The sequence below is a fragment of the Domibacillus sp. F004 genome, from assembly GCF_057814295.1.
The window spans coordinates 186,783-209,750 of record NZ_JBVATB010000006.1; the positions used below are offsets into that span (position 1 = coordinate 186,783).

25 protein-coding genes are annotated in these 22,968 nt (G+C 40.9%); 20 read left to right on the forward strand and 5 right to left on the reverse strand.

The genetic code is table 11. The features are described from left to right. The first annotated feature begins 11 nt into the window (after window positions 1–11). The 3 genes from motA (at window position 12) to ACZYRN_RS15370 (ending at window position 2,305) form a co-directional block, all read left to right on the forward strand. On the forward strand, window positions 12–815 hold the full coding sequence (motA, locus tag ACZYRN_RS15360) for a flagellar motor stator protein MotA (RefSeq protein ID WP_488912507.1): 804 nt from the start codon (window positions 12–14) through the stop codon (window positions 813–815). After that, window positions 796–1,569, forward strand: a complete 774-nt coding sequence (motB, locus tag ACZYRN_RS15365; protein WP_488912508.1) for a flagellar motor protein MotB — start codon at window positions 796–798, stop codon at window positions 1,567–1,569. Before motA ends, motB begins: the two co-directional genes overlap by 20 nt. A gap of 217 nt (window positions 1,570–1,786) precedes the next feature. After that, complete coding sequence (locus tag ACZYRN_RS15370) at window positions 1,787–2,305, forward strand: type 1 glutamine amidotransferase domain-containing protein (protein WP_488912509.1); 519 nt, start codon at window positions 1,787–1,789, stop codon at window positions 2,303–2,305. A 46-nt stretch (window positions 2,306–2,351) separates the two neighbouring features. Here the strand turns inward: ACZYRN_RS15370 and ACZYRN_RS15375 are convergent, their stop codons facing one another. Together ACZYRN_RS15375 and ACZYRN_RS15380 are read right to left on the reverse strand one after the other, a co-directional pair. Further along, complete coding sequence (locus tag ACZYRN_RS15375) at window positions 2,352–2,573, reverse strand: DUF1128 domain-containing protein (protein WP_488912510.1); 222 nt, start codon at window positions 2,571–2,573, stop codon at window positions 2,352–2,354. 97 nt (window positions 2,574–2,670) lie between these two features. Beyond that, window positions 2,671–4,020, reverse strand: a complete 1,350-nt coding sequence (locus ACZYRN_RS15380) for an alanine/glycine:cation symporter family protein (protein ID WP_488912511.1) — start codon at window positions 4,018–4,020, stop codon at window positions 2,671–2,673. Window positions 4,021–4,207: 187 nt separating this feature from the next. On the opposite strand from ACZYRN_RS15380, the gene ACZYRN_RS15385 reads away from it, so the two are divergent. Beyond that, the gene (locus ACZYRN_RS15385) at window positions 4,208–4,555 is read left to right on the forward strand and encodes a hypothetical protein (RefSeq protein WP_488912512.1); all 348 of its coding nucleotides are present in this window, start codon (window positions 4,208–4,210) and stop codon (window positions 4,553–4,555) included. A gap of 18 nt (window positions 4,556–4,573) precedes the next feature. After that, window positions 4,574–5,419 carry a YihY/virulence factor BrkB family protein gene (locus tag ACZYRN_RS15390; RefSeq protein ID WP_488912513.1) on the forward strand — a complete coding sequence of 282 codons (846 nt, stop codon included), beginning with the start codon at window positions 4,574–4,576 and terminating at the stop codon, window positions 5,417–5,419. 41 nt (window positions 5,420–5,460) lie between these two features. On the opposite strand, the gene ACZYRN_RS15395 is transcribed toward ACZYRN_RS15390, so the two are convergent. Next, window positions 5,461–7,368, reverse strand: a complete 1,908-nt coding sequence (locus ACZYRN_RS15395) for a heavy metal translocating P-type ATPase (protein ID WP_488912514.1) — start codon at window positions 7,366–7,368, stop codon at window positions 5,461–5,463. A gap of 229 nt (window positions 7,369–7,597) precedes the next feature. On the opposite strand from ACZYRN_RS15395, the gene ACZYRN_RS15400 reads away from it, so the two are divergent. The 6 genes from ACZYRN_RS15400 (at window position 7,598) to rlmD (ending at window position 13,521) form a co-directional block, all read left to right on the forward strand. After that, on the forward strand, window positions 7,598–7,978 hold the full coding sequence (locus tag ACZYRN_RS15400) for an OsmC family protein (protein WP_488912515.1): 381 nt from the start codon (window positions 7,598–7,600) through the stop codon (window positions 7,976–7,978). Window positions 7,979–8,061: 83 nt separating this feature from the next. Then, the gene (gene cax / locus ACZYRN_RS15405; RefSeq protein ID WP_488912516.1) at window positions 8,062–9,123 is read left to right on the forward strand and encodes a calcium/proton exchanger; all 1,062 of its coding nucleotides are present in this window, start codon (window positions 8,062–8,064) and stop codon (window positions 9,121–9,123) included. A 19-nt stretch (window positions 9,124–9,142) separates the two neighbouring features. Further along, window positions 9,143–9,322: an SE1561 family protein gene (locus ACZYRN_RS15410; protein WP_488912517.1), complete on the forward strand. Its 180-nt coding sequence runs from the start codon at window positions 9,143–9,145 to the stop codon at window positions 9,320–9,322. 368 nt (window positions 9,323–9,690) lie between these two features. Then, on the forward strand, window positions 9,691–11,205 hold the full coding sequence (locus ACZYRN_RS15415) for a fumarate hydratase (protein WP_488912540.1): 1,515 nt from the start codon (window positions 9,691–9,693) through the stop codon (window positions 11,203–11,205). A gap of 158 nt (window positions 11,206–11,363) precedes the next feature. Further along, a complete protein-coding gene (pdaA, locus tag ACZYRN_RS15420; RefSeq protein ID WP_488912541.1) occupies window positions 11,364–12,089 on the forward strand; it encodes a delta-lactam-biosynthetic de-N-acetylase in 726 nt (241 codons plus the stop codon). 64 nt (window positions 12,090–12,153) lie between these two features. After that, on the forward strand, window positions 12,154–13,521 hold the full coding sequence (rlmD, locus tag ACZYRN_RS15425; protein WP_488912518.1) for a 23S rRNA (uracil(1939)-C(5))-methyltransferase RlmD: 1,368 nt from the start codon (window positions 12,154–12,156) through the stop codon (window positions 13,519–13,521). A gap of 321 nt (window positions 13,522–13,842) precedes the next feature. On the opposite strand, the gene ACZYRN_RS15430 is transcribed toward rlmD, so the two are convergent. Next, window positions 13,843–14,763, reverse strand: a complete 921-nt coding sequence (locus ACZYRN_RS15430) for a TIGR01777 family oxidoreductase (protein ID WP_488912519.1) — start codon at window positions 14,761–14,763, stop codon at window positions 13,843–13,845. Window positions 14,764–14,847: 84 nt separating this feature from the next. Here ACZYRN_RS15430 and recX point away from each other — a divergent pair, with 84 nt between their 5' ends. The 3 genes from recX (at window position 14,848) to ACZYRN_RS15445 (ending at window position 16,388) form a co-directional block, all read left to right on the forward strand. Next, a complete protein-coding gene (recX, locus tag ACZYRN_RS15435) occupies window positions 14,848–15,639 on the forward strand; it encodes a recombination regulator RecX (RefSeq protein WP_488912520.1) in 792 nt (263 codons plus the stop codon). A 32-nt stretch (window positions 15,640–15,671) separates the two neighbouring features. Continuing rightward, on the forward strand, window positions 15,672–15,989 hold the full coding sequence (locus ACZYRN_RS15440; protein ID WP_488912521.1) for a YfhH family protein: 318 nt from the start codon (window positions 15,672–15,674) through the stop codon (window positions 15,987–15,989). A 129-nt stretch (window positions 15,990–16,118) separates the two neighbouring features. Then, window positions 16,119–16,388: a YfhJ family protein gene (locus ACZYRN_RS15445; protein WP_488912522.1), complete on the forward strand. Its 270-nt coding sequence runs from the start codon at window positions 16,119–16,121 to the stop codon at window positions 16,386–16,388. Here the strand turns inward: ACZYRN_RS15445 and ACZYRN_RS15450 are convergent. After that, window positions 16,385–17,374: a metal-dependent hydrolase gene (locus ACZYRN_RS15450; RefSeq protein ID WP_488912523.1), complete on the reverse strand. Its 990-nt coding sequence runs from the start codon at window positions 17,372–17,374 to the stop codon at window positions 16,385–16,387. The genes ACZYRN_RS15445 and ACZYRN_RS15450 overlap by 4 nt on opposite strands. 93 nt (window positions 17,375–17,467) lie before the next feature. On the opposite strand from ACZYRN_RS15450, the gene mutY reads away from it, so the two are divergent. The 6 genes from mutY to ACZYRN_RS15480 all read left to right on the forward strand — a co-directional run bounded on the left by mutY (window position 17,468) and on the right by ACZYRN_RS15480 (window position 22,967). Continuing rightward, window positions 17,468–18,556 (forward strand): A/G-specific adenine glycosylase, encoded by a 1,089-nt coding sequence (gene mutY, locus ACZYRN_RS15455; RefSeq protein WP_488912524.1) that lies wholly within the window; start codon window positions 17,468–17,470, stop codon window positions 18,554–18,556. Further along, on the forward strand, window positions 18,556–19,299 hold the full coding sequence (fabL, locus tag ACZYRN_RS15460) for an enoyl-[acyl-carrier-protein] reductase FabL (RefSeq protein ID WP_488912525.1): 744 nt from the start codon (window positions 18,556–18,558) through the stop codon (window positions 19,297–19,299). Before mutY ends, fabL begins: the two co-directional genes overlap by 1 nt. Before the next feature lie 91 nt (window positions 19,300–19,390). After that, on the forward strand, window positions 19,391–19,759 hold the full coding sequence (locus ACZYRN_RS15465; RefSeq protein ID WP_488912526.1) for a hypothetical protein: 369 nt from the start codon (window positions 19,391–19,393) through the stop codon (window positions 19,757–19,759). 206 nt (window positions 19,760–19,965) lie between these two features. Beyond that, on the forward strand, window positions 19,966–20,484 hold the full coding sequence (locus ACZYRN_RS15470) for a gamma-type small acid-soluble spore protein (RefSeq protein ID WP_488912527.1): 519 nt from the start codon (window positions 19,966–19,968) through the stop codon (window positions 20,482–20,484). Between the two features lie 148 nt (window positions 20,485–20,632). After that, window positions 20,633–21,163 carry a nucleoside tri-diphosphate phosphatase gene (gene ntdP / locus ACZYRN_RS15475; RefSeq protein ID WP_488912528.1) on the forward strand — a complete coding sequence of 177 codons (531 nt, stop codon included), beginning with the start codon at window positions 20,633–20,635 and terminating at the stop codon, window positions 21,161–21,163. Window positions 21,164–21,218: 55 nt separating this feature from the next. Continuing rightward, complete coding sequence (locus ACZYRN_RS15480; RefSeq protein WP_488912529.1) at window positions 21,219–22,967, forward strand: ABC transporter ATP-binding protein; 1,749 nt, start codon at window positions 21,219–21,221, stop codon at window positions 22,965–22,967. Window position 22,968: the final 1 nt, after the last annotated feature.

Consider the following 22,968-nt stretch of genomic DNA (forward strand, 5'->3'; position numbering starts at 1 on the left):
GGAGATACAGTATGGATAAAGCATCGCTTGTTGGAGTCTTGTTAGGACTTATTGCAGTAGGGGTCGGAATGGTTATGAAAGGGGTAAGTCCCCAAGTCCTTATTAACCCGGCCGCTATTCTGATTATTATTTTAGGGACTATCGCCGCAGTAACCATTGCATTCCCAGGCTCAGAGTTAAAGAAAGTACCAAAACTATTTGGTATTTTGTTTAAGGAACAAAAATTGATGACGATACAAGAGGTTATTTATTTATTTACAGGATGGGCGGAACTTGCACGCAAAGAAGGCCTTCTTTCACTAGAATCGAAAATGAATGAAATTGATGATGATTTTTTAAAAAATGGACTTAGTTTAGCTGTTGATGGACAAAGTGCGGACTATATTCGTGACGTTCTTAGTGAAGAAATAGCAGCCATGGAAGACCGTCACCTTGCGGGTGCCGCTATTTTTTCGCAAGCAGGAATGTATGCTCCAACACTCGGCGTCCTCGGTGCTGTAGTGGGATTGATTTCTGCACTTGGAAATATGAGTGATACTGTAGCACTCGGCCATGCTATTTCAGCGGCTTTCGTGGCTACTTTGCTGGGGATTTTTACAGGTTACGTGTTTTGGCATCCATTTGCCAATAAATTAAAACGAAAATCACTTTTAGAAGCAAAAGTAAAAGAAATAATGATTGAAGGGATTTTGTCGATTCTTGAGGGAGAAGCACCGCGTGTATTGGAGCAGAAACTCGCTTCTTATTTGCCGGCGGATGAGAAGAGAAAATTATTGAACTCATCAGGAGGAGAAGATGGATTTGGCGAAACGTAAAAAGAAAAAACATGATGATCATATTGATGAATCCTGGCTTCTCCCTTATTCTGATTTGCTCACGCTTCTTTTGGCTCTTTTTATTGTCCTATTCGCAAGCAGCTCTATAGATGCTCAAAAGTTCCAATCTATTTCATCTGCCTTCAATAATGAGCTGCAAGGGGGGAGTGGTGTTCTTGAATTCCCAAGTCCAGTAGAGAATGACTCTATGTCAGAATTGGAAACAGAGCGTCAGCAGCTTGCTGGACTTGAAAGAGAAGATCGTAAAGAACTGACTGAAATGCAACAGAAAATGACAGAGTACATTGAAGAAAATAACTTACAGGATAAAGTGGAGACTACATTAAATGGGGAAGGGCTGCTGCTGCGCATTCGCGATAACGTCCTTTTTAATTCAGGATCAGCAAATATACCGCCAGAACAGCTTGTTAGCGCGCAGGGGATAGCAGAATTACTGGTTATGAACACTCCGCGCAGTATCATTATTAGCGGACATACAGACAACGTACCAATTAAAACGGCTGTGTTCGATTCTAACTGGGAACTTAGTGCAATGCGAGCCGTAAACTTTATGAAAGAAATTTTAAAAAATGAAAAGCTGGATCCGCGCCTTTTTAGCGCAAAGGGATATGGCGAATATCAGCCTATTGCTTCAAATGATTCAGCATCAGGACGTGCGCAAAATCGACGTGTTGAAATTTTAATATTGCCTCAAGGACAGACAGATCAATCTATATCAGAAGCGACAGAATGACAGAGCGATGTTTCGCGCTGTCTTTTTTTCGTTTTATCAAGCTAGAGTCACCTTCCAGGCTAGGCTGATAGGCGTCCTAGGACTCGCGGGTAAGACGTAACGAGCCAAAAATCGTTCAATCAATAATATTGTTTAACATGGCTTTGTTTAAAGAAAAAAAAGCCGGGTAAAGTTTAAACTGTAGACTAAAAGCAAGCATTGAAAGGAGAAATTTGAAGTGAGTAAAAAAATTGCCGTCCTTATTACGGATATGTTTGAAGATAGTGAATACACAGAACCGGCAAAAGCGTACGAAGAAGCAGGTCATCAACTAATAACGATTGAGAAAGAAGCCGGCAAAACCGTTATGGGAAAAAAGGAAAAAGAGAAAGTGAAAATTGATAAAAGCATTGAAGATGTAAATGTATCAGAATTTGACGCATTGCTTCTGCCGGGTGGATATTCACCAGATCAACTTCGCGCGGATGAACGTTTCGTTCAATTCACAAAAGAATTTATGGAATCAAAAAAACCGGTCTTTGCAATTTGTCATGGGCCACAGCTCCTCATTTCAGCAAAAGCGCTGGAAGGACGCGACGCGACGGGCTTTAAATCTATTCAAACAGATTTGGAATATGCCGGTGCAAATGTTCATGATAAAGAAGTTGTAGTATGCCAAAATCAGCTAGTGACCAGCCGAACACCAGATGATATACCAGCATTTAACCGTGAATCACTTAGATTATTAGCTGAATAAAAAGAAGAGGAGCTGCCCATAATTATGGGCAGCTCCTCTATTGTTTTTACTTGCGTAAATTGCCAAGCTCTTCGGCGATCGCTTGCATTTCATTCGGGCTGAATGTATGTTTACGCGCGACGAGTTCATAAATATCTTTTAAATCATCATAAGAAGAACCGCTAAAGTGCTCTGGACTGATTGCACCGGTATTGACCATCCGTAGTTTTTTTGTAATGGCATCGACCATGTACTGAATGTTTTCTGTTGACTTTACATTTAAATCCACTGTTATGTCACCTTTTTCATTTTTTATCATCATTCCATTGTTTTATAAACTTGTCAATAATATAAAAGGCAGTCAAAATAAATTTGATGATTTTGCATTAAGCAGTTCGTTTTTCCTCTTGAATTTTTTTGAGTACTAGCCGCGTTTCGGCTGCGACGACACCCGATAGTCCTAAAAGCCCAATTAAATTCGGCAGGGCCATTAAACCATTCATAATATCTGAGAAAGTCCAGACGAGATCCAGGCTCGTCACAGCACCGACAAATACAGCAAGAACGAATACGATTCGATAATATTTTACGATTTGTTTACTGAATAAATAAGAGAAACATTTTTCGCCATAATATGCCCAGCCGATAATTGTTGATGAAGCGAAGAGCAGCAGACTGATTGCGACGACATATGAACCAGCAGAACCAAGGAACACATTAAATGAAGCTGTTGTGAGTTCGCTTCCTCCAAAACCAGAATTGTACTGCCCAGCAAGGATAATTGTTAGTCCTGTAATCGAACAGATGACGATCGTATCAATGAATACTTGTGTCATTGAAATGAGCGCTTGACGGGCAGGTAAGTCTGTTTTTGCCGCAGCCGCTGCAATAGGAGCAGAACCAAGACCTGCTTCATTCGAGAATACACCACGAGCCACACCGTAACGAATGACAGTACCGATTGCACCGCCAGCTACTGCTTCCCCCTTAAATGCATCTGTCAAAATAAGTGCTAGAGCGGCAGGGATCTCTGTGACATTTATGAGTAACACAATCAAACCGGCAATCACATAAAATACCGCCATGAAGGGGATGAAGAAAGCTGAAACGCGCCCGATGCTTTTAATACCACCTAGCAGGACGAGTGCACTAAAGATAGTTAAGACAACGCCTGTAATCCAAGTAGGTACATCAAAGGTAGATTTTACAACACTTGCAACCGAGTTTGCCTGAACAAGGTTCCCAATTCCAAAAGCGGCAAGGGCACCGAATAAAGCAAATAAAACGCCTAGCCATTTTTGGTTGAGACCACGCTCCAAATAATACATCGGTCCCCCGGACATTTCGCCATCTTCGTCCTGCACCCGGTATTTAACAGCAAGGACAGCTTCCGCGTATTTTGTGGCCATCCCAAAAAATGCGCTTATCCACATCCAGAACAAGGCACCTGGGCCGCCGATTAAGATAGCTGTCGCGACACCGACAATATTTCCGGTACCAATCGTTGCTGCAAGTGCAGTCATGAGGGCCTGAAAGTGGGAAATATCGCCTTCAGATTTTTTATCCTGTTTTTTACTAAATGCAATCTTTAATGAATAGGGAAGAAGAAAGATCTGAAGAAAGCCAATTCGAAAAGTTAGATAAATCCCTGTACCGACGATTAAAATTAAAAGAGGGGGTCCCCATACAAAAGAGCTAATCATTTGAAGTAAATTTAATAATCTATCGTGGTTCATAGGATACCTCCTTAATATCTCTTTTACTTTGATAGTATATTGTGAATAAATAGATATTATTTGAAAAAATTTATTTTTGAGGACTTTGTGTTTCAGTTTTTAACAAAAAGGGAAAAGCTTCAAAAGGAAAATAGGTTGTATCAGCCGAATACATGTTGTATTGAAATATAGAAAGGATGAATATTTAATGGGAAAAAGTAAATTTTTTGTCAGTGCAGCAATAGGTGCAGCAGTTGGAGGTGTCATCGCACTTCTGGATCAAGATACGCGTAATGAAATGTCTTCGTGGGCAAAGTATTTAGTTGCGCTTGCCAAAGATCCAGAGCAGTTAACGGCATCCTCAAGAGAATTGATCGACCGTGCGACGACAACAGCTCAAAAAATTAATGAAGATGTGTCATTTATTAAAGATAAAGTGGATAATTTGAAAGAATTGACTCCTGAAGTAAAAGAGCTTGTCAATGAAACAAAAACAACCTTTGTACCGCAAGGACAAAATCCGGCGGCTTCTGCTGACAGCCAATCGCCGTCATAACATCGGAGGGAAGCATCTTTGGCAGAACACAAAGAGAAAAAAGCAGAACTTCGTATTTTTTTAAAACATTTGATAAGAAGAATTAAAGCATCTGATGTGCCGGGTGTTGGAGCCCAAATGGCGTATTTTTTTCTGCTTTCTATATTTCCGCTCATGATCTTTATGGTCACACTGCTTGGTTACTTGCCGATTGATCCGAATGAAATTTTTAATATTGCGAAAGATTTCGCTCCATCAGATTCATTAAGCTTGGTTCAAGATACGATACAGGAAGTGACCTCTTCTCAAAACGGAGGTTTATTATCTGTCGGCTTTCTCGGGACGATTTGGTCTGCTTCTAATGCGATGAATGCCGTTATTAAAGGACTGAACCATGCGTACGAAGTAAAGGAAACACGTGCCTTTTACCATGCACGGGGCTTGTCTATTTTGCTCACATTTGCCTTTATTTTTGTGATTGCGGTGATGCTTATTTTGCTCGTTTTTGGTCAGCAAATTGGCGAATTCGCGTTTGAGTTTCTTGGTATGGGTGAGCAATTTATGATGATCTGGACATGGATCAGATTCCTGCTTCCTCCTGTTGTTTTATTCCTTGTATTTGCAGGTCTTTATTATCAGGCTCCGAATTTAAAGGTGAAGTATGTGACTGTTTTTCCGGGCGCGGTATTTGCTACACTCGGTTGGATTATTGTATCGCTTGGCTTTTCATTTTATGTCAACAATTTTGGGAATTATTCTGCTACATACGGAAGCATTGGGGGCGTCATCATTTTAATGATCTGGCTGTATTTATCGGCGATGATCATTTTAGTCGGTGGTGAAATCAATGCGCTCCGCAATGATCAGAAACGAGGAGTCATGTAAAATAAAATCCCGCTTGAGCGAGAAGCTCAAGCGGGATTTTATTATGTCCGTTTTAAAAGGCGCAGGCCATTTAAAATGACGAGAATTGTGCTGCCTTCATGCCCAAGAACGCCGAATGGCAAATCGAGCACTTGGAAGAAGTTTGATATAATCAATAAAGCGATTACCGAAATAGAGAAGATCACATTTTGTTTTACAATTCGCTGCATTTTGCGTGACAGCTTAATCGCTTCTGCAATTTTTGGCAAATCATTTTTCATTAGGACAACATCAGCTGTCTCAAGCGCTACATCAGATCCTTCACCCATGGCAATTCCTACAGATGCTGTTGCCAGTGCTGGAGCATCGTTGATCCCGTCTCCAACCATTGCGACCGTACCGTACTTTTTAAGCAAATCTTTTACATGGTCTACTTTATGCTCCGGTAAACATTCGGCAATATAAGAACTAAGTGCTGCTTCAGCAGCGATCGCTTTCGCTGTTTTTTCACTATCACCGGTTAACATAATAGTGAAAATGCCTTCATCTTGTAATGTCTTTAGCGCCTGCTTCGTTTCATCGCGAATGATATCTTTAAGAGCAATGACAGCTGCTATACCCTCATGGTCAGCAATAAAAATCGTCGTTTTGCCTTCCTCAGCAAACGCTAATGACGCTCCATTTGCGAAAGTCTCTGCTTCTTTTTCCCCAACAAAAGCGGCTTTTCCAATCTTCCATTCTTTTTGATCAATTGTGCCTTTTACCCCCCATCCGGCTACATCTTCAAGATGGTCGGGAGGAGAAAAGGGAATCTGTTCATTTTGTACGTAACGGACGACAGCGTGAGCAAGCGGATGATTCGATCGGCTTTCGATAGAAGCGGCCGCTTTTAATAAAGAATCACGGTCTAATCCTTTACGGATGACCATATCCGTTACTTCTGGTTTCCCACGTGTTAACGTACCTGTTTTATCAAAGGCAATTGCTTTTACATGACTTAAGTTCTCAAGATGGGCGCCGCCTTTAAACAGAATACCGCTGCGGGCACCGCTTGATATAGCTGATAATGTCGCCGGCATAATCGAGGCGACCAGTGCACACGGTGATGCGACAACAAGCAAAACCATTGCCCGATAAAATGTTTCCGTCCAGCTCCAGCCAAGAATGAAATGAGGCAGAAACATCATGACAGCGACTACCATTAACACGACTTTTACGTACGTACCTTCAAATCTTTCAATGAACTGCTGAGACGGTGATTTTTCACTTTGAGCTGATTGAACGAGATTAATAATTTTTTGAAATAACGTTTCATCAGATCTTTTTGTTACTTCAATGTATACAGAGCCGGTCATATTGACTGTACCGGCAAACACATCAGCACCAGCCTCTTTTGAAACAGGAATGGACTCACCGGTAATCGCAGATTCATCAATGGTCGTATATCCTTTTGTCAGGACACCATCTGCGGGTACGCGTTCACCTGGCTTGACGACGATCAGATCACCGCGTCTCAATTTAGACACATGTACTTTTTCTTCAAGGCCATCATGGACGAGCAGCGCTGTGTCAGGTTGAATATCCATTAATGCTGATATTTCCCGCTGGCTTTTATTTAATGTATATGTTTCAAGCGCCCCGCTGACAGCAAAAATAAAAATTAAAATGGCGCCTTCTGTCCAGTATCCAATCGCAGCAGAACCAGCCGCCGCTAAAATCATCAGCATTTCTACATTTAATTCTTTATTTTCAATCGTATCTTCAATGCCTTCTTTTGCTTTTGCAAATCCACCAATAATAAATGCAGATAAATAGGCAGCAACGGACATTGTTTCTGCTCCGTTTTGATCGAGTACCCAGCCGGTGAGAATAAGCACACCGCTTAGCAGAGCCGCGATTAATTCGAAGTGTGGTTTCAACTTATCAAACAGGCTGGTTTGAAGAGGTGCTTTCTCAGTGTAAGTGGTCATCTTTTTTTCCTCCTTGTATAATTGAGAATGAAGATCATTTTTAAAAAACGAAGTAACCATTAAAACGTTAGTTGATAAGGGTTTTCAATTAGGTTATATTAATTTTTACTTTATAATAATTATAATGTGAGTTTATTATATCATATAAAAGGTATGATGCAAGTAATTTTAGTTGGCGTAATTATGTTGATTGGATAGAATAGAAACGAAATGAAAAGGAGTGTTCAAAATGGAATTTAAAATGAAAGAAAATGGTTTTACTGCTGAATTTCCGTATGGAAAATTGGATATTTCAGGAGATGATGAGCATGGGTTTCGTCCATATCAACTACTAGTGTCATCTGTAGCTGTTTGCAGCGGGGGGGTTTTGCGCAAAATTTTTGCAAAGCAGCGTATTGAGATTGAAGATATTACAATTCAAACAGACGTAAAACGCAATCCTGATCAAGCAGATCGAGTAGAAAAAATTTCCGTACACTTCATTATTAAAGGAACAGGATTGAAAGAAGAGAAAGTAAAAAAAGCACTCGAATTAACAAGGAAAAACTGTTCAATGGTACAATCCGTTATCCCCGCTATTGAGGTGGAAGAAACATTTGAGATGAAATAATGGCTTTCTTGTGTAAAAAAAGTAAATGGTGGGTAAGGATAGGTGGATAAGCTATTTATTTTGATTTATGGAGTGTGAGGATTATGGGGAAAATATTTGCTGCATTGATTGTGATCGGTGTGCCGCTTACCATCGCAGGATCACTTTTACACTGGCCAAGTGTCGTCATGTTTATTATTTGCAGTGTAACGGTTATTGCGCTGTCAAGCTACATGGGACGGGCAACAGAAAGTCTGGCAATTGTTCTCGGACCGCGTATTGGCGGATTGTTAAATGCGACATTTGGAAATGCAGTTGAACTTATTATTTCTATTTTTGCGTTAAAAGAAGGGCTTGTAGGGGTCGTACTCGCTTCATTGACTGGTTCTGTACTAGGCAACTTGCTTCTTGTTGCCGGGTTGTCATTTTTCTTAGGCGGCTTGAAATTTAAAAGACAGACGTTCAGTGTACATGATGCACGGCACAATTCAGGCTTGCTTATTTTTGCGGTTGTCGTCGCATTTGTCATCCCAGAAATTTTTTCAATGTCGATGAATGAAACGAAAACACTGAATTTAAGTATTGGGATTTCAGTGGTCATGATCGTTTTGTATCTTGCTGGCTTATTTTTCAAACTTGTTACGCATCGCGGTGTATATGCGGCTCTAGAAGGACATGAAAACGCTGCTCACGAAGAAGAAGAGCCGGAGTGGGGGAAGAAAAAAGCGATTGGTATTTTGCTTGCAGCCACTGCTGCAGTTGCTTACGTAGCGGAAAGTCTAGTTCATACGTTTGCAGCAGTCGGAGAACAATTTGGCTGGTCAGAACTTTTTATAGGGGTCATTATCGTCGCGATTGTCGGAAATGCAGCTGAGCATGCATCGGCGATTTTAATGGCAATGAAAAACAAAATGGATGTGGCAGTGGAGATTGCGATTGGATCTACATTACAAATCGCGATGTTTGTAGCGCCGGTTCTTGTCTTAATATCACTTTTATTCCCGACGCCAATGCCACTTGTATTTACGATTCCAGAGCTTATTTCAATGATTACAGCCGTTTTTCTCGCGGTCAGCATTTCAAATGATGGGGAAACAAACTGGTTTGAAGGGTTGACACTACTGGCTGCATACTTCATTATGGGAATCGGTTTTTACTTGCTGTAAAAGAAGGGAAGATACTCAATTGAAGCCGATCAATGACAAAGCAACACAAGTTGTCTATTTAAAAAAACGATTAAATATTTTTATGGAAGTGCTCAATTCGATTGAACCGGAAGAAGCGGAAGTAGAAGATATTGATCGCTTAATTGAAATGATCAATGATATCGAATTGAAATGTGAACAATTCCGTGTGCGCGGGTAAATAAGAAACGCCTCAAAACGAATCCTGTTTTGAGGCGTTTTTTACATGAATGGTTAGAAAATATGGGTGAATGGTCAGAAAGCAGGCAAAAAAGTTAAAAATGTGATTAAATAATCAGAAATTAACTTCTTAACAGCAACTGGATATCTAGTTGTAAGGATTGTTTTGCATGATCTTTAAGGCTTATTAATAAAGGCACTGTAACAGAATCATATGTATGCAGTCTTCAATCTTGTGAAAAAAAGTGACAGCTAATTTTTCTTTTAAACGTATGAGGGGAGCGTTATAATAGAAACATTGTTAACATTTTAAAACATAAGAATTCTTGAGGGGGAACTAAAGTGATTATTGAGCAGTTGCAGCAAAGCATGTATAAGTTGATTGTAGAAACATCAACAAATCTTCCAAAAGATGTAAGGCGCGCGGTGAAAGCAGCCAAAGAACGTGAAAATGCAGGCACGCGCTCTGCTATGAGTCTTGATACCATTACAACAAATATTAAAATGGCGGATGATAATATTTCACCAATTTGTCAGGATACGGGCATGCCGACGTTTAAAATTAAAACACCGGTTGGCGTAAACCAGATTCAAATTCAAAAAGCGATTTATACAGCAATCGAACAGGCGACGAAAGATGGAAAACTTCGTCCGAACTCAGTTGATTCATTGGACGGTTCAAACAGCGGGAATAATCTTGGGCCCGGTACTCCAGTTATTAAGTTTGAACAGTGGGAAGAAGATTATATTGATGCACGTCTTATTTTAAAAGGCGGCGGCTGTGAAAATAAAAACATTCAATACAGCTTGCCATGCGAACTTGAGGGAATTGGTAAAGCAGGACGTGACCTTGACGGTATTCGTAAATGTATTATGCACTCCGTTTATCAGGCGCAGGGACAGGGCTGTTCAGCTGGATTCATCGGTGTAGGCATTGGCGGCGACCGTTCATCTGGGTATGACCTCGCGAAAACACAACTGTTCCGCGGTGTGGATGATGTGAACGAAAATGAAGATTTGCGCAAACTAGAAGAGTACGTAATGACGCATGCAAACGAATTGGGCATCGGCACAATGGGATTTGGCGGCGAAACGACTTTGCTTGGCTGTAAAGTGGGTGTTATGAATCGTTTACCTGCGAGCTTTTTTGTATCCGTTGCGTATAACTGTTGGGCGTACCGCCGTCTCGGTGTTTCCATTAATGCGGAAACAGGTGAAATTGGGGAATGGTATTATCAAGAGGGGGAAGATGTATCATTTGATACAGTGCAAAAAGAAGAGCAGGAAGTAAAATCGGAAAGCCGTATTGTTACATTGGAGGCACCGATTACCGAAGAACAGATCCGTAATCTTAAAGTTGGCGATGTCGTAAAAATTAACGGCATGATGTATACAGGACGCGACGCAATACATAAATATTTAAGCACAAACGATTCACCGGTTGATTTGAACGGACAAGTAATTTATCATTGTGGACCAGTTATGCTAAAAGATGCAGAAGGACAATGGCATGTAAAGGCAGCCGGTCCAACAACATCCATCCGTGAAGAGCCATATCAAGGAGACATCATGAAAAGATTCGGAATTCGTGCAGTGATCGGTAAAGGCGGCATGGGTCCAAAAACATTGAAAGCACTTGGCGAGCACGGCGGCGTTTATCTGAACGCAATCGGCGGTGCGGCGCAGTATTATGCGGACTGTATCAAAAGTGTAGAAGGTGTCGACTTAATGAACTTTGGTATACCAGAAGCCATGTGGCACCTGCAAGTTGAAGGATTTACGGCTGTTGTTACAATGGATTCACATGGGAACAGTCTTCATGAAGAAGTCGATAAAACTTCACTTGAAAAATTGTCAAAATTCAAAGAACCAGTATTTTCATAATATGGAATTCCCGGCTGCGTGCCGGGTTTTTTGTCTAAAGAAATGAATAAATAATTTTTTCTGTGATAACTTACCACGCATTGACCACCTCTATTCAGTGCAACATATGGGAAAAAGGTGGTGTTATAGTGCGGCAAATTATTTTCTTTCTTCTATTCATGTTCATGCTGCCAATGATTGCAGTATCGTCAGAAGCAATTCACTGGGGATTTCAAAAAGGAAATGATGGAAAGCAGGCAGAGGCAGGGAAAAAGTTGGATGATTTGTTGGCGAAATATGATTCTTTTTACAAAGGAAGTCCGGATGAAAAAGTCATCTATTTAACGTTTGATAACGGGTATGAAAACGGGCACACGAAAACGATTCTGGATACACTCAAAAAAGAAAAGGTGCCTGCTGCTTTTTTTATAACAGGTCATTATGTTGAAAGTGCACCTGATTTGATCAAGCGAATGGTAAAAGAAGGTCATATCGTAGGCAACCATTCGTGGCATCATTACGATTTAACGTCAGTGCCCAACAGTACAATGATCGAAGAATTGAAACTGGTTGAAAAAGAAGTAGCACGGATGACGAAACAAAAAAAGACAAAATACGTTCGGCCACCGCGTGGAATTTTTTCTGAAAATGTATTGAAAACAGCGCAAAAAGAAGGGTATACGCATGTCATGTGGTCAGTTGCTTACGTGGATTGGTATGCTGATCAGCCAAAAGGAAAAAAGTATGCATACGATGAAATCATGAAGCAAATTCATCCCGGCGCGGTTATACTGCTTCATAGCGTGTCTAAAGATAATGCAGAAGCCTTGCCTGATGTTATTCGCGATTTAAAGAAACAAGGATACACGTTTCGATCACTTAATGAACTAGCCGGTGCACGATGACCGGCTTTTTCCTATTCTTTTGATTGCACTCCGTCTGTGATAAAGTATCAAAGAGGTGAAAAATATGAACAATCAAACAGAAATGAAAACGGGGCAAACGTTCCCGCTTACAATAAAACGTCTTGGCATTAACGGAGAAGGCGTTGGCTATTTTAAACGAAAAGCCGTTTTCGTACCGGGAGCTTTGCCAGGCGAAGAAATTACCGCAGAAGCGACAAAAGTCATGCCGAAGTTTACAGAAGCACGTATTAAAAAGCTGCGTAAAAAATCGGCCCACCGCATCACGCCTCCTTGTCCGGTCTATGATCAGTGCGGCGGCTGCCAATTGCAGCATCTTGATTACAGCGCACAGCTTGATGAAAAGAAAGCAATTCTTGTACAGGCACTTGAGCGGTATACATCATTGAATATTGCCGATTTGAAAATAAACGATACGATCGGAATGAATGATCCATGGCGTTACCGCAATAAAGCTCAATTTCAAACGAATGTTCGTAACGGAAAAGTAATTGCGGGTTTATACAGCCCGAATTCGAACAAACTCGTCGATATTCCTGAATGTATCGTTCAACACAATGTCATTGATGAAACGATTCAAATGGCCAAACAGCTTATGAACGATTTATCGATTCCGGTCTACAGCGCAAAACAAAAACAAGGTGTAAAAACGATCGTTGTACGGGCTGGAATTGAAACAGGCGACGTACAGGCAGTGATTGTCACGGGAGATAAAACATTCCCGAAAGCTGTTCTTTTTGCGGAAGAATTAATGAAGCGTGCGTCGGCAGTAAAGTCCGTCGTACATAACGTGAACCCGGGTAATACACATCTTGTCTTCGGTGATGTCACAAAAACGATTGCGGGCAGTGATACGATTGCTGAAAAATTAGGTGAGTTTGAATACGACCTATCAGCTCGTGCCTTTTTCCAGCTCAACCCCGTACAAACTGTCAAACTGTATGACGAAGTGAAAAAGGCAGCGAATGTTTCTAAGGCGGATAAAATTGCGGATGCGTATTGTGGTTCGGGGACAATCGGTCTCTGGATCGGTCGGGAAGCAGCGGAAGTGCGTGGTATGGATACAATAGCTGAGTCAATTGCAGATGCCCGTGCGAATGCGAAAAAGTATGGAGTGAAAGCAACGTACGAAACTGGCCCGGCCGAAAAGTGGCTGCCAAAGTGGAAGCAGCAAGGCTGGGTACCGGATGTGTTAGTGACGGATCCGCCGCGAACAGGGCTTGACCGTAAACTTATTCAAACAATTAAAGATGTGAAGCCAAAAACATTTATTTATGTCTCTTGTAACCCGTCTACACTCGCCAAAGATCTTGCAGAACTTAGCAGCATATATAAAATTGAATGCATTCAACCAATTGACATGTTTCCACAGACGGCTCATGTTGAAGCAGTTGTCACACTAAAAAGAAAATAAAGGTGCGGAGGGTGAATCTTTTTTTTTCATTCTTGCAGACAAGGTTGTTAACAGTCATTTAAACAATAGGTTGTGAATTTTCTGAGTTTTCCCCATAACCAACAAATTTATCCACAGATTGTGCATAGAAATATCCACAATTTTGACGGTATTTGTCATTATCATAGTAATTGTTTTGGCGACTATCCACATTATCCACAGGTTTAGAGACTTATTTGTGCACAGAAAGAAGGAAGAATTAACTTTGTTTTCAAAGTGAAAGAACTGTTTCATAAGTCGCTGAAACAGTTCTTCAATGTTTATGAAAAGCATTAGGGAAGTCTATTTATCCTTGATTCTTTTATAAAGATCGTCAAGTGCTAATCTAATGAGCGGGAAGTTAAAGTGAAAGCCTGATTGCATCAATTTTTCTGGCAGTACTTTTTGGCCATCTAAAATCAAGGTACTCATTTCGCCGAGTCCTGCTTTTAGTGCTGGCGCAGGAATGAATAACCAATGTGGCCGGCCAAGCACTTTTGCGAGTGTTTTGCCGAGGTCATTCATACGGATTGGGTTTGGGGCGGTCACATTAAGCGGACCTTGCACGGACTCATTTTCCCCAGCAAAACGAATAGCACGGACGGCGTCATTTACATGAATCCATGACATCCACTGACGGCCAGTGCCGATTTTTCCGCCAGCAAAGAATTTATAAGGCAGGGCCATTTTTGGCAGTGCACCATCTTCTTTCCCTAAAATGATGCCGAATCTTGTTAAAACAGTACGTATACCCTCTTTGTCAGCCTGGATTGCTTCTTCTTCCCAGCTATTAACGGTATGGGCTAAAAACCCTCTCCCTAAGGCAGTTGATGTTTCTTTAAATATTTCTGTATCGGAAATTGGATAAATACCGATTGCGCTTGCATTAATAAAGACGGCAGGTTTTTTTGGCAATGATGTCATAATACGGATAAGTTCTCTTGTTGCTATCATTCTGCTATCCACAATTCGTTTTTTTCGTTCATCTGTCCATCGGCCGCTGTTAAGTGATTCACCGGCGAGGTTAATAAATACATCAATGTTATGCAGTTCATTTTCAGGTTTAGTATCATCCGACAACCATTTTACGTAATGAATATGGTCTCTTTCTTTCTTATTTTCTGTATTTCGCGTTAAAATATAAACATCGTATCCATGTTGAATAAGTTCAGCGGTTAATTCTTTACCGATGAATCCAGTGCCGCCTGCAATCGCTGCTTTCATTGTGAACCCTCCGTTTCTTATATTCTTATATTACCTGATTCAAAAGAAAACAAACAAAACAAATGTGCTAAAAAGGGAGCTTGTATGCCTAAAATTACCAAGATATCTGTTCAGCAAAAACGGACAGACCGCTATAATATAGAAGTTGATGGGGATTATGCGTTTAGTGTCGACGAAGCTGTGTTAATGGAATTTAATCTTCGAAAAGGAAGCGAAATAACGAAAGCGGAAGCTGAAGAAATTCAAATTCGTGATGGTGTTCGAAAAGGACTGAATGCCGCCATTAACTATTTATCGATCCGCATGCGCTCTGAAAAAGAAGTATTCGATTATTTGAAAAGAAAAGAAGTGGAGCAGGAGGCGGCCGAAGAAATTTTAACGCGTCTTCGTTCAATGAGTTATCTGAATGATGAACAGTTTGCGGCCGCTTTTGTTAAAACACAAATTCAAACGACTGATAAAGGTCCTTCTCTTATTCGGCGTGAATTGAAAGAGAAAGGGATCAATGAAGAAATAGGATCAAAGGCAATGGAACAGTTTACAGAAGAAGAACAAATTGAAAAAGCGGCGAGACTTTATGAAAAACAGTTAAAAAAATATAAAAAAGATTCGGCTTTTTTACAAAAGAAAAAGGCCGAAGAACAAGTAATAACGAAAGGTTATTCTAGTTCAATACTAAAACAAGCCGCAGTCACGGCTCCGCTGGATGAGGAACAGGAAGTGGAAGCACTCATGCACCAGGCTAAAAAAGCCCACCGCCGCTATCAGTCATATGAGCCATCAGAGTACAGACGAAAAATGAAGATGGCTTTATACCGAAAAGGCTTTGATTTTTCGGCGATTGATCGAGCAATTGAAAAGCTGCAAGAAGAATAGTATGATCCCGACCCAGAAAGGAAGTCAATAAGATGGAAACTGAAAAACGATATAGTGAAATGGAAGAGGTTGAATTAAAACAAGAAATTGCACGTTTAAGAGAAAAAGCACGTAAGGCAGAGCAATTGGGCATCGTGAATGAGTTCGCCGTATATGAACGGCGGGCGACAATGGCACAGGCCTATTTGTTGAATCCTGATGAATTTAAACCAGGTAAACTGTACGAGTTAAAAACGGATCCAGGCCAGTATTTTAAAGTGGAATATATGAATGGTGTTTTTGCATGGGGTTACCGTATGACAGGGGATGGAGAAGAAGAAGGCATTCCCATTTCATTATTAAATAAATAGGCTTTGTTATAAAACGCTGATGATTTTTGGCTCATGTTAGCTCTGACTCTCCTGGCCGAAATTGAGCTAAAATCCGTTTTATCAGCCATATGGTTCACATGGACAATCATAAAAAGGAGTGAATGATGTATGGAGGAACTATTTAAAAAATTAACAGAGCGGCTGCTTGATGCAAACAGCCATCTGTCTGCTGCTCGTGCCCGCATATGGGTCGAACTTCTTTGGGAAGACTTTGAGGCGACATACGCGAAAGCTGGCTATGATTATAAAGGGAAAGAAGCGACCGAAAAAGTCGTCACGCAATGGATCGACAATTACGGTCCCAAGCTTCATGAATTTGTAGCACGCAATCCAAAATATAAGCATCTGATGGATGATTCAGGTGATGTAAAACATTAACTATGATCGCTTTGTGGAAACGTAAGCTTTTTGCGAAGTTTTTCTTCACTGAAAATCCAGCCGGTGTAAGAACCGATAATTTTATAATCAAAGTCGAGCTGTACAATAGCGACAAATGGATAATGTCCATTGTTGCGATAGCGTAAATCGATAAACTTCACCTCGTAGCAGTCGTTATATTCTGCGACTTCCCATCGATAAACAGGGGAAAAGTGAAGAAATGCTTCCAGATTGGCATCTTTTTTTGCAGCTTCAAATAAAATCGATTCAGGCACCGGAACCCGTTTATATTTATCTAGAATCGTTACAGAACGGCGATAACCACGGGCAACATAAAAGTGTTCAAGTGATTTAACAGCAATACGCCACTGATTTAAGCGGATCGTTGGTGCAATAATAATTTCCTCTGCATCTGGAATAAGGCGACGTACTGCATTGCGAACGGCACCCTGCATTTGAAAGCGCAAAATATAATAACCGATTAAAATTAAATAAATGAAAATAAACGTATAACCGGGATGAAAACCGAATGCCCATAAGAGCAAGCCAATTACGTGCATCGTAAAAATGAACGGGTCAAATGTGTTAATGACTCCGAGCGCAACCCAACGCGGGGAAAACGGTCTAAGCGCCTGTGTGCCATATGCATTGAAAATATCGACAAACACGTGTAAAAAGACAGCAATTTGCGACCAGAGCCATAAGTGAAACACGTTGACATCTGGGAAAATGAAAAACAACACACCAGTAATTAAAAGCGGCCAGAGCAACACAGCGGGAACAGAGTGTGTCGCACCGCGATGATTGCGAATGTAAACAGCATTATTACGAAGTTTTAAAATAGTATCTATGTCAGGTGCCTGTGATCCAATAACTGCTGCTGTCATGACGGCATACTTTGTGGCCGGATCGGCAGTGACGATCGGGTCAAGAGTGGCAATTCCACAGAGTGCAAAGCCCATGACAATATGAGTACCTGTATCCAAAAAGGCAGCCTCCTTTACTGAAAAAAATATATATACATGTTATTCCCGATTTTTAGTCTATTGTAACATGTCAAAAAGCGAGGGACATTCAATATGTCAGAAAACCGTGTAATACAAAAGGTGAATATTACAAAATTTCAACAAGATCTCGTCAATTGGTATGAAATGGAGAAACGGGATCTTCCATGGCGGCATGAACGCGACCCGTATAAAATATGGGTATCTGAAATTATGTTGCAGCAAACCCGGGTTGAGACAGTCATTCCCTATTTTAACCGGTTTATGGAGCAGTTCCCGACAATCGATGCCCTTGCAGATGCAGATGAAGAAAATGTCCTAAAAGCATGGGAAGGTCTCGGTTATTATTCCCGTGTTCGCAATTTACAGTCAGCAGTAAAAGAAGTAGCTGAGAATTATGGAGGTATTGTGCCGGAGAAGAAAGAAGACTTTTTATCCTTAAAGGGTGTCGGGCCGTATACAGGAGGGGCTGTTTTAAGTATTGCTTATGGACTTCCGGAGCCGGCAGTGGACGGAAATGTGATGCGTGTCATCTCAAGACTACTTACTATTTGGGAAGATATTGCAAAACCATCAACACGTAAAGTTTTTGAGCAAGCTGTTGAAGTATTAATGTACAAAGAAAATCCGTCTTCATTTAACCAAGCATTAATGGAACTTGGTGCCATTATTTGTACACCGACATCACCGTCTTGTCTTCTATGTCCCGTACAAAACCATTGCCAGGCATTTGAAGAAGGTGTGCAGCGAGAACTGCCAGTTAAAACGAAAAAAAAATCAGATAAGAAAGTTCATATGGGCGCGGTTGTTTTGATGACAAGCGATGGCCGTATATTAATCGAAAAACGGCCGAGTTCAGGACTTCTTGCTAATTTATGGCAGTTCCCAAATGTGGAATTGTCCACTGGAATTAATTCAAAAAATGTACTGGAATCATTTATAGAAATGGAATATGGCGTGAAAGCGAAAGTGAATGCGGAGAAAGCGACAGAAATCACACATGTATTTTCTCATTTAACGTGGAACATTGATGTATACACGGGTATTATTCAGGACGAAGTTGAGAAAAAACGGTCGAAGCTCGTTAAGGAAGAAGAAATTGAAACATTTGCTTTTTCGGTGTCGCATCAAAAAATATGGAAGTATGTGAAAGGACTAGAATAATGAAAACAGCACTAGTAACAGGATCCAGCCGCGGTGTTGGTAAAGCAATTGCGATTGCCCTTGCAAAACAAGGCTACGATATTGTTGTCAATTATGCGCGAAGCAAAACAGCGGCAGAAGAAACAGCAAAAGAAATTGAAGCGCTAGGCCGCCGTGCCTTAGTCATTAAAGCGAATGTTGGCGATGTTCAAAAAATTAAAGGAATGTTTGAAACGATCGAGCAGGAATTTGGTCGTTTAGACGTATTAATTAATAACGCAGCATCAGGTGTTCAACGTCCTATTATGGAATTAGAAGAAAAACATTGGGACTGGACGATGGATATTAACAGCAAAGCACTTTTGTTTTGTGCGAAAGAAGCAGCAAAAATGATGGAAAAAAGCGGTGGTGGTTCAATTGTCAGCATTAGCTCACTTGGTGCGATCCGTTATTTGAAAAACTATACAGCGGTTGGGGTATCAAAAGCAGCCGTTGAAGCTTTAACGCGTTATTTATCGGTTGAACTTTCAGCACAAAATATTGTCGTCAATGCTGTATCGGGCGGCGCCATTGATACAGAAGCGTTAAAATATTTTCCGAACCGTGATGATATTTTAGAAGATGCGAAACAAAATACACCAGCCGGTCGAATTGTGGAAATAGATGATATTGTGCAGACGGTCCTGTTTTTAATCTCGCCGGGGGCCTTTATGATTCGTGGTCAGACCCTTATTGTTGATGGAGGCCGCTCATTGCTTGTTTAGATTTTAATGAATAATTTTTAGCCAATACGGTCAAAATAATCAGTGTGGAAAAAAACCATGGTGATGAAATAACCGTAAAGGTGGAAACATAATGAACAATAACTGTAGCAAAACAAAAGTCGGTACAAACAGTAACGATGTGGAAAAACAAAATACAGCATCGAATGTAAATCAGCGCTACTCTACAGAAAGTGGATATGTAATTACACAGCGATCGAGACGTGCAGATGAGGACTACTCTACAGAGTTTGGAACTGAAATTACACAATGGTCGGGACAGCCAAATCAGTGCTACTCTGCAGAAAATGGATATGTCATTACACAGCGGTCGGATCATTCAAATCAGCGTTACTCTGCAGAGTTTGCCTCTGAACTTACACAGGGGCCGGAGCGGTCACATCCGCATTATTCTGCCGACTTTCCGCCTGTCATTACACAGCGGTCGGAACGTTCAAATTAGTAGTCGGAGCGTTAAGACGTCATTTATCGGTTGAATTATCGAAACAAAATGAGGCCTTTATGATTCGAGGTCAAACCCTTATTGTCGGTGGAGACTGCATATTGCTCGTTAAATTTTAAAGAATAATTTCAGCCAATACGGTCAAAATAGTCAGCGTGGAGATAAAAACACCACACTGACAAAATAACCGTAAAGGTGGGAACATAATGAATAATAAGCGTAACAAGACAAATGCCGGCACGGATATTAACCAGGTAAAAAAACAAAATGCTGCATCCGCTCAAGGACAACAGTATCAAACAGAATTTGCGTCTGAAACAAACGCACAAGAAGTAAGACAGCAAAATGCAGCATCTGCTCAAGCACAGCGTAACCGTAATGCAGCATCAAATGTAAATCAGCAATACGCTACAGAATTCGCAGCTGAAACAAACGCGCAAGAAGTGAGACAGCAAAATGCAGCATCTGCTCAAGCACAGCGTAACCGTAATGCAGCATCAAATGTAAATCAGCAATACACTGCCGAATTTGCCTCTGAAACAAACGCACAAGAAGTGAAACAGCAAAATGCAGCATCTGCTCAAGCACAGCGTAATCGTAATGCAGGAGCAAATGTAAATCAGCAATACGCTGCAGAATTCGCAGCTGAAACAAACGCGCAAGAAGTAAGACAGCAAAATGCACAATCTCAAGCACGTAAAAAAAATTCATCTTCTAATCAGTAAAAGAATGCAAATGAAGCCCTAGCCAAATGGCTAGGGCTTCATTTGTTTTCATTTCCGCCGTAAATCGGTATAATAGGACATGAATGTTTCACCGTCCGTGCAAAAGGAAATAGAAAAAGCACGCGACGCTAGAAAGTAGGGGACAACGATGGCGATTCCTGCAGAAGGTGAATCCGTGCAGATTCACAGTTATAAACACAATGGCCACATTCATCGGGTGTGGGAAGAAACAGTTGTCGTAAAAGCAACTGAAAATATTGTAATTGGTGGAAACGACCGGACGATTGTAACAGAATCAGACGGGCGAACATGGGTCACACGAGAGCCGGCGATCAGTTATTTTCATACACGTAAATGGTTCAATATAATCGGCATGCTCCGTGCAGATGGTATTCATTACTATTGCAATATTAGTTCACCATTTGTATTTGATCAAGGTGCGATCAAGTACATCGATTACGATCTTGATGTAAAGGTTTTTCCTGATATGACCTATATTTTACTTGATGAAGATGAGTATCAACAGCACAGCCGTGAAATGAACTACCCGGAAGTGATTGATAAAATTTTACGAAGTAATATGGATCACTTGCTTTCCTTAATTGAACAGCAGAAAGGTCCATTTACTCCTGGTTTTATTGACCGATGGCACGGAAAGTACTCACAACTGTGCCGCTGAATGCCTGTTGAGGATTCAACAGGTTTTTTCGTTGTTTGAAAAAGGAGGCAGTTAAATGGGCGTTATAAAAAGATACATGCAATTTGTTAAACCATATAAATGGCCAATTGCCGGTACGATATTAATTGGAATTGTTAAATTTGGCATTCCACTTTTACTTCCGATCGTCATTAAATATGTCATTGATGATATTATTGGCAGCGGGACAATGACTGTAGCAGAGAAAAAAAATCAGCTTTACTGGCTGATTAGCATAATGCTCATTTTATTCGTCATTGTTCGTTATCCGGTTGAGTATTACCGGCAGTATTTCGCTCAGTGGACAGGCAGTAAAATTTTATATGACATCCGTGACCGGCTATTTGCGCACATTCAACAGCTTAGCTTTAAATATTATGCCAATACAAGAGCCGGCGAAGTTATTTCCCGTATTATCAATGACGTGGAGCAAACCAAAAACTTTGTCATTACTGGACTGATGAACGTCTGGCTAGATGCAGCGACAATTGTTATAGCCGCAGCCATTATGATGACAATGGACGTGAAATTGACGCTTGTTGCACTTATTGTCTTTCCATTTTACGCAATTTCTGTTAAATATTTTTTCGGAAACTTACGCCATTTAACGCGTGTCCGCTCACAGGCGCTTGCAGAAGTGCAAAGTCATTTACATGAGCGTGTACAAGGGATGTCGGTCATTAAAAGCTTTGCCATTGAACCAGTTGAGCAGGAGCGTTTTCAAAAACATAACCAGAACTTTTTGCAAAAAGCACTTGATCAAACGGCCTGGAATGCCAAAGCGTTTGCAGTAGTCAACACGATTACTGATATTGCACCTCTTCTTGTTATCGGGTATGCGGGTGTGCAAGTGATCGAGGGAAATTTAACAATCGGTACAATGGCGGCTTTTATTGCTTATATTGACCGTCTTTATAATCCGCTTCGCCGCCTTGTCAATTCATCGACAACACTTACACAAGCCATTGCATCAATGGACCGCATGTTTGAATTGCTGGATGAAAAATATGATGTGACGGATAAAAAAGAGGCAATTGAATGCCGCAATGTAAAGGGAGACATTGTTTTTGAACACGTTCATTTTCAGTACGATAAAGAAAATGCGCCTGTTTTACACGATGTTCATTTACATGTAAAAGCGGGGGAGACAGTGGCACTTGTCGGTATGAGCGGCGGTGGAAAATCCTCGCTTGTGAGCCTTATTCCACGTTTTTACGATGTAACAGGCGGCCGCATTTTACTTGATGGAATGGATATTCGAGATTTTAAAGTACGATCGTTACGAGATAAAATCGGGATGGTATTACAGGATAATATACTGTTCAGTGAATCGGTCCGGGAAAATATTTTACTTGGCCGGCCGGAGGCAACAATGGAAGAGGTTATTGCTGCTGCAAAAGCTGCCAATGCACATGATTTTATTATGGCACTTCCGGAAGGATACGAAACGAAAGTCGGTGAACGGGGTGTAAAGCTGTCTGGCGGTCAAAAGCAGCGTGTTGCTATTGCACGTGTGTTTTTGAAGAATCCACCGTTGCTTATTTTAGATGAAGCTACATCGGCACTTGATTTAGAGAGTGAACATTTAATTCAAGAAGCCATTGACAAACTGGCCAAAACAAGAACAACATTTATTGTTGCGCACCGTTTGTCAACGATCACACATGCAGATCGAATTATTTTGATTGAACATGGTGAGGTAATCGAAGACGGTACACATACAGAGTTAATGAAGAAACAAGGCGGTTACTGGAGACTATTTCAGGTGCAGCAATTGGATCATTAAA

Excerpts from the sequence above, each read along its gene's own strand:
- mutY (WP_488912524.1), top strand. The coding sequence starts at position 17,468 with ATGTCAGAAAACCGTGTAATACAAAAGGTGAATATTACAAAATTTCAA.
- motA (WP_488912507.1), top strand. The coding sequence starts at position 12 with ATGGATAAAGCATCGCTTGTTGGAGTCTTGTTAGGACTTATTGCAGTA.
- fabL (WP_488912525.1), top strand. The coding sequence starts at position 18,556 with ATGAAAACAGCACTAGTAACAGGATCCAGCCGCGGTGTTGGTAAAGCA.
- ACZYRN_RS15480 (WP_488912529.1), top strand. The coding sequence starts at position 21,219 with ATGGGCGTTATAAAAAGATACATGCAATTTGTTAAACCATATAAATGG.
- cax (WP_488912516.1), top strand. The coding sequence starts at position 8,062 with ATGGGGAAAATATTTGCTGCATTGATTGTGATCGGTGTGCCGCTTACC.
- ACZYRN_RS15395 (WP_488912514.1), bottom strand. The coding sequence starts at position 7,368 with ATGACCACTTACACTGAGAAAGCACCTCTTCAAACCAGCCTGTTTGAT.
- ACZYRN_RS15440 (WP_488912521.1), top strand. The coding sequence starts at position 15,672 with ATGGAAACTGAAAAACGATATAGTGAAATGGAAGAGGTTGAATTAAAA.
- pdaA (WP_488912541.1), top strand. The coding sequence starts at position 11,364 with ATGTTCATGCTGCCAATGATTGCAGTATCGTCAGAAGCAATTCACTGG.
- ACZYRN_RS15470 (WP_488912527.1), top strand. The coding sequence starts at position 19,966 with ATGAATAATAAGCGTAACAAGACAAATGCCGGCACGGATATTAACCAG.
- recX (WP_488912520.1), top strand. The coding sequence starts at position 14,848 with ATGCCTAAAATTACCAAGATATCTGTTCAGCAAAAACGGACAGACCGC.
- rlmD (WP_488912518.1), top strand. The coding sequence starts at position 12,154 with ATGAACAATCAAACAGAAATGAAAACGGGGCAAACGTTCCCGCTTACA.
- ACZYRN_RS15400 (WP_488912515.1), top strand. The coding sequence starts at position 7,598 with ATGGAATTTAAAATGAAAGAAAATGGTTTTACTGCTGAATTTCCGTAT.
- motB (WP_488912508.1), top strand. The coding sequence starts at position 796 with ATGGATTTGGCGAAACGTAAAAAGAAAAAACATGATGATCATATTGAT.
- ACZYRN_RS15385 (WP_488912512.1), top strand. The coding sequence starts at position 4,208 with ATGGGAAAAAGTAAATTTTTTGTCAGTGCAGCAATAGGTGCAGCAGTT.
- ACZYRN_RS15465 (WP_488912526.1), top strand. The coding sequence starts at position 19,391 with ATGAACAATAACTGTAGCAAAACAAAAGTCGGTACAAACAGTAACGAT.
- ACZYRN_RS15430 (WP_488912519.1), bottom strand. The coding sequence starts at position 14,763 with ATGAAAGCAGCGATTGCAGGCGGCACTGGATTCATCGGTAAAGAATTA.
- ACZYRN_RS15445 (WP_488912522.1), top strand. The coding sequence starts at position 16,119 with ATGGAGGAACTATTTAAAAAATTAACAGAGCGGCTGCTTGATGCAAAC.
- ACZYRN_RS15415 (WP_488912540.1), top strand. The coding sequence starts at position 9,691 with ATGTATAAGTTGATTGTAGAAACATCAACAAATCTTCCAAAAGATGTA.
- ACZYRN_RS15380 (WP_488912511.1), bottom strand. The coding sequence starts at position 4,020 with ATGAACCACGATAGATTATTAAATTTACTTCAAATGATTAGCTCTTTT.
- ntdP (WP_488912528.1), top strand. The coding sequence starts at position 20,633 with ATGGCGATTCCTGCAGAAGGTGAATCCGTGCAGATTCACAGTTATAAA.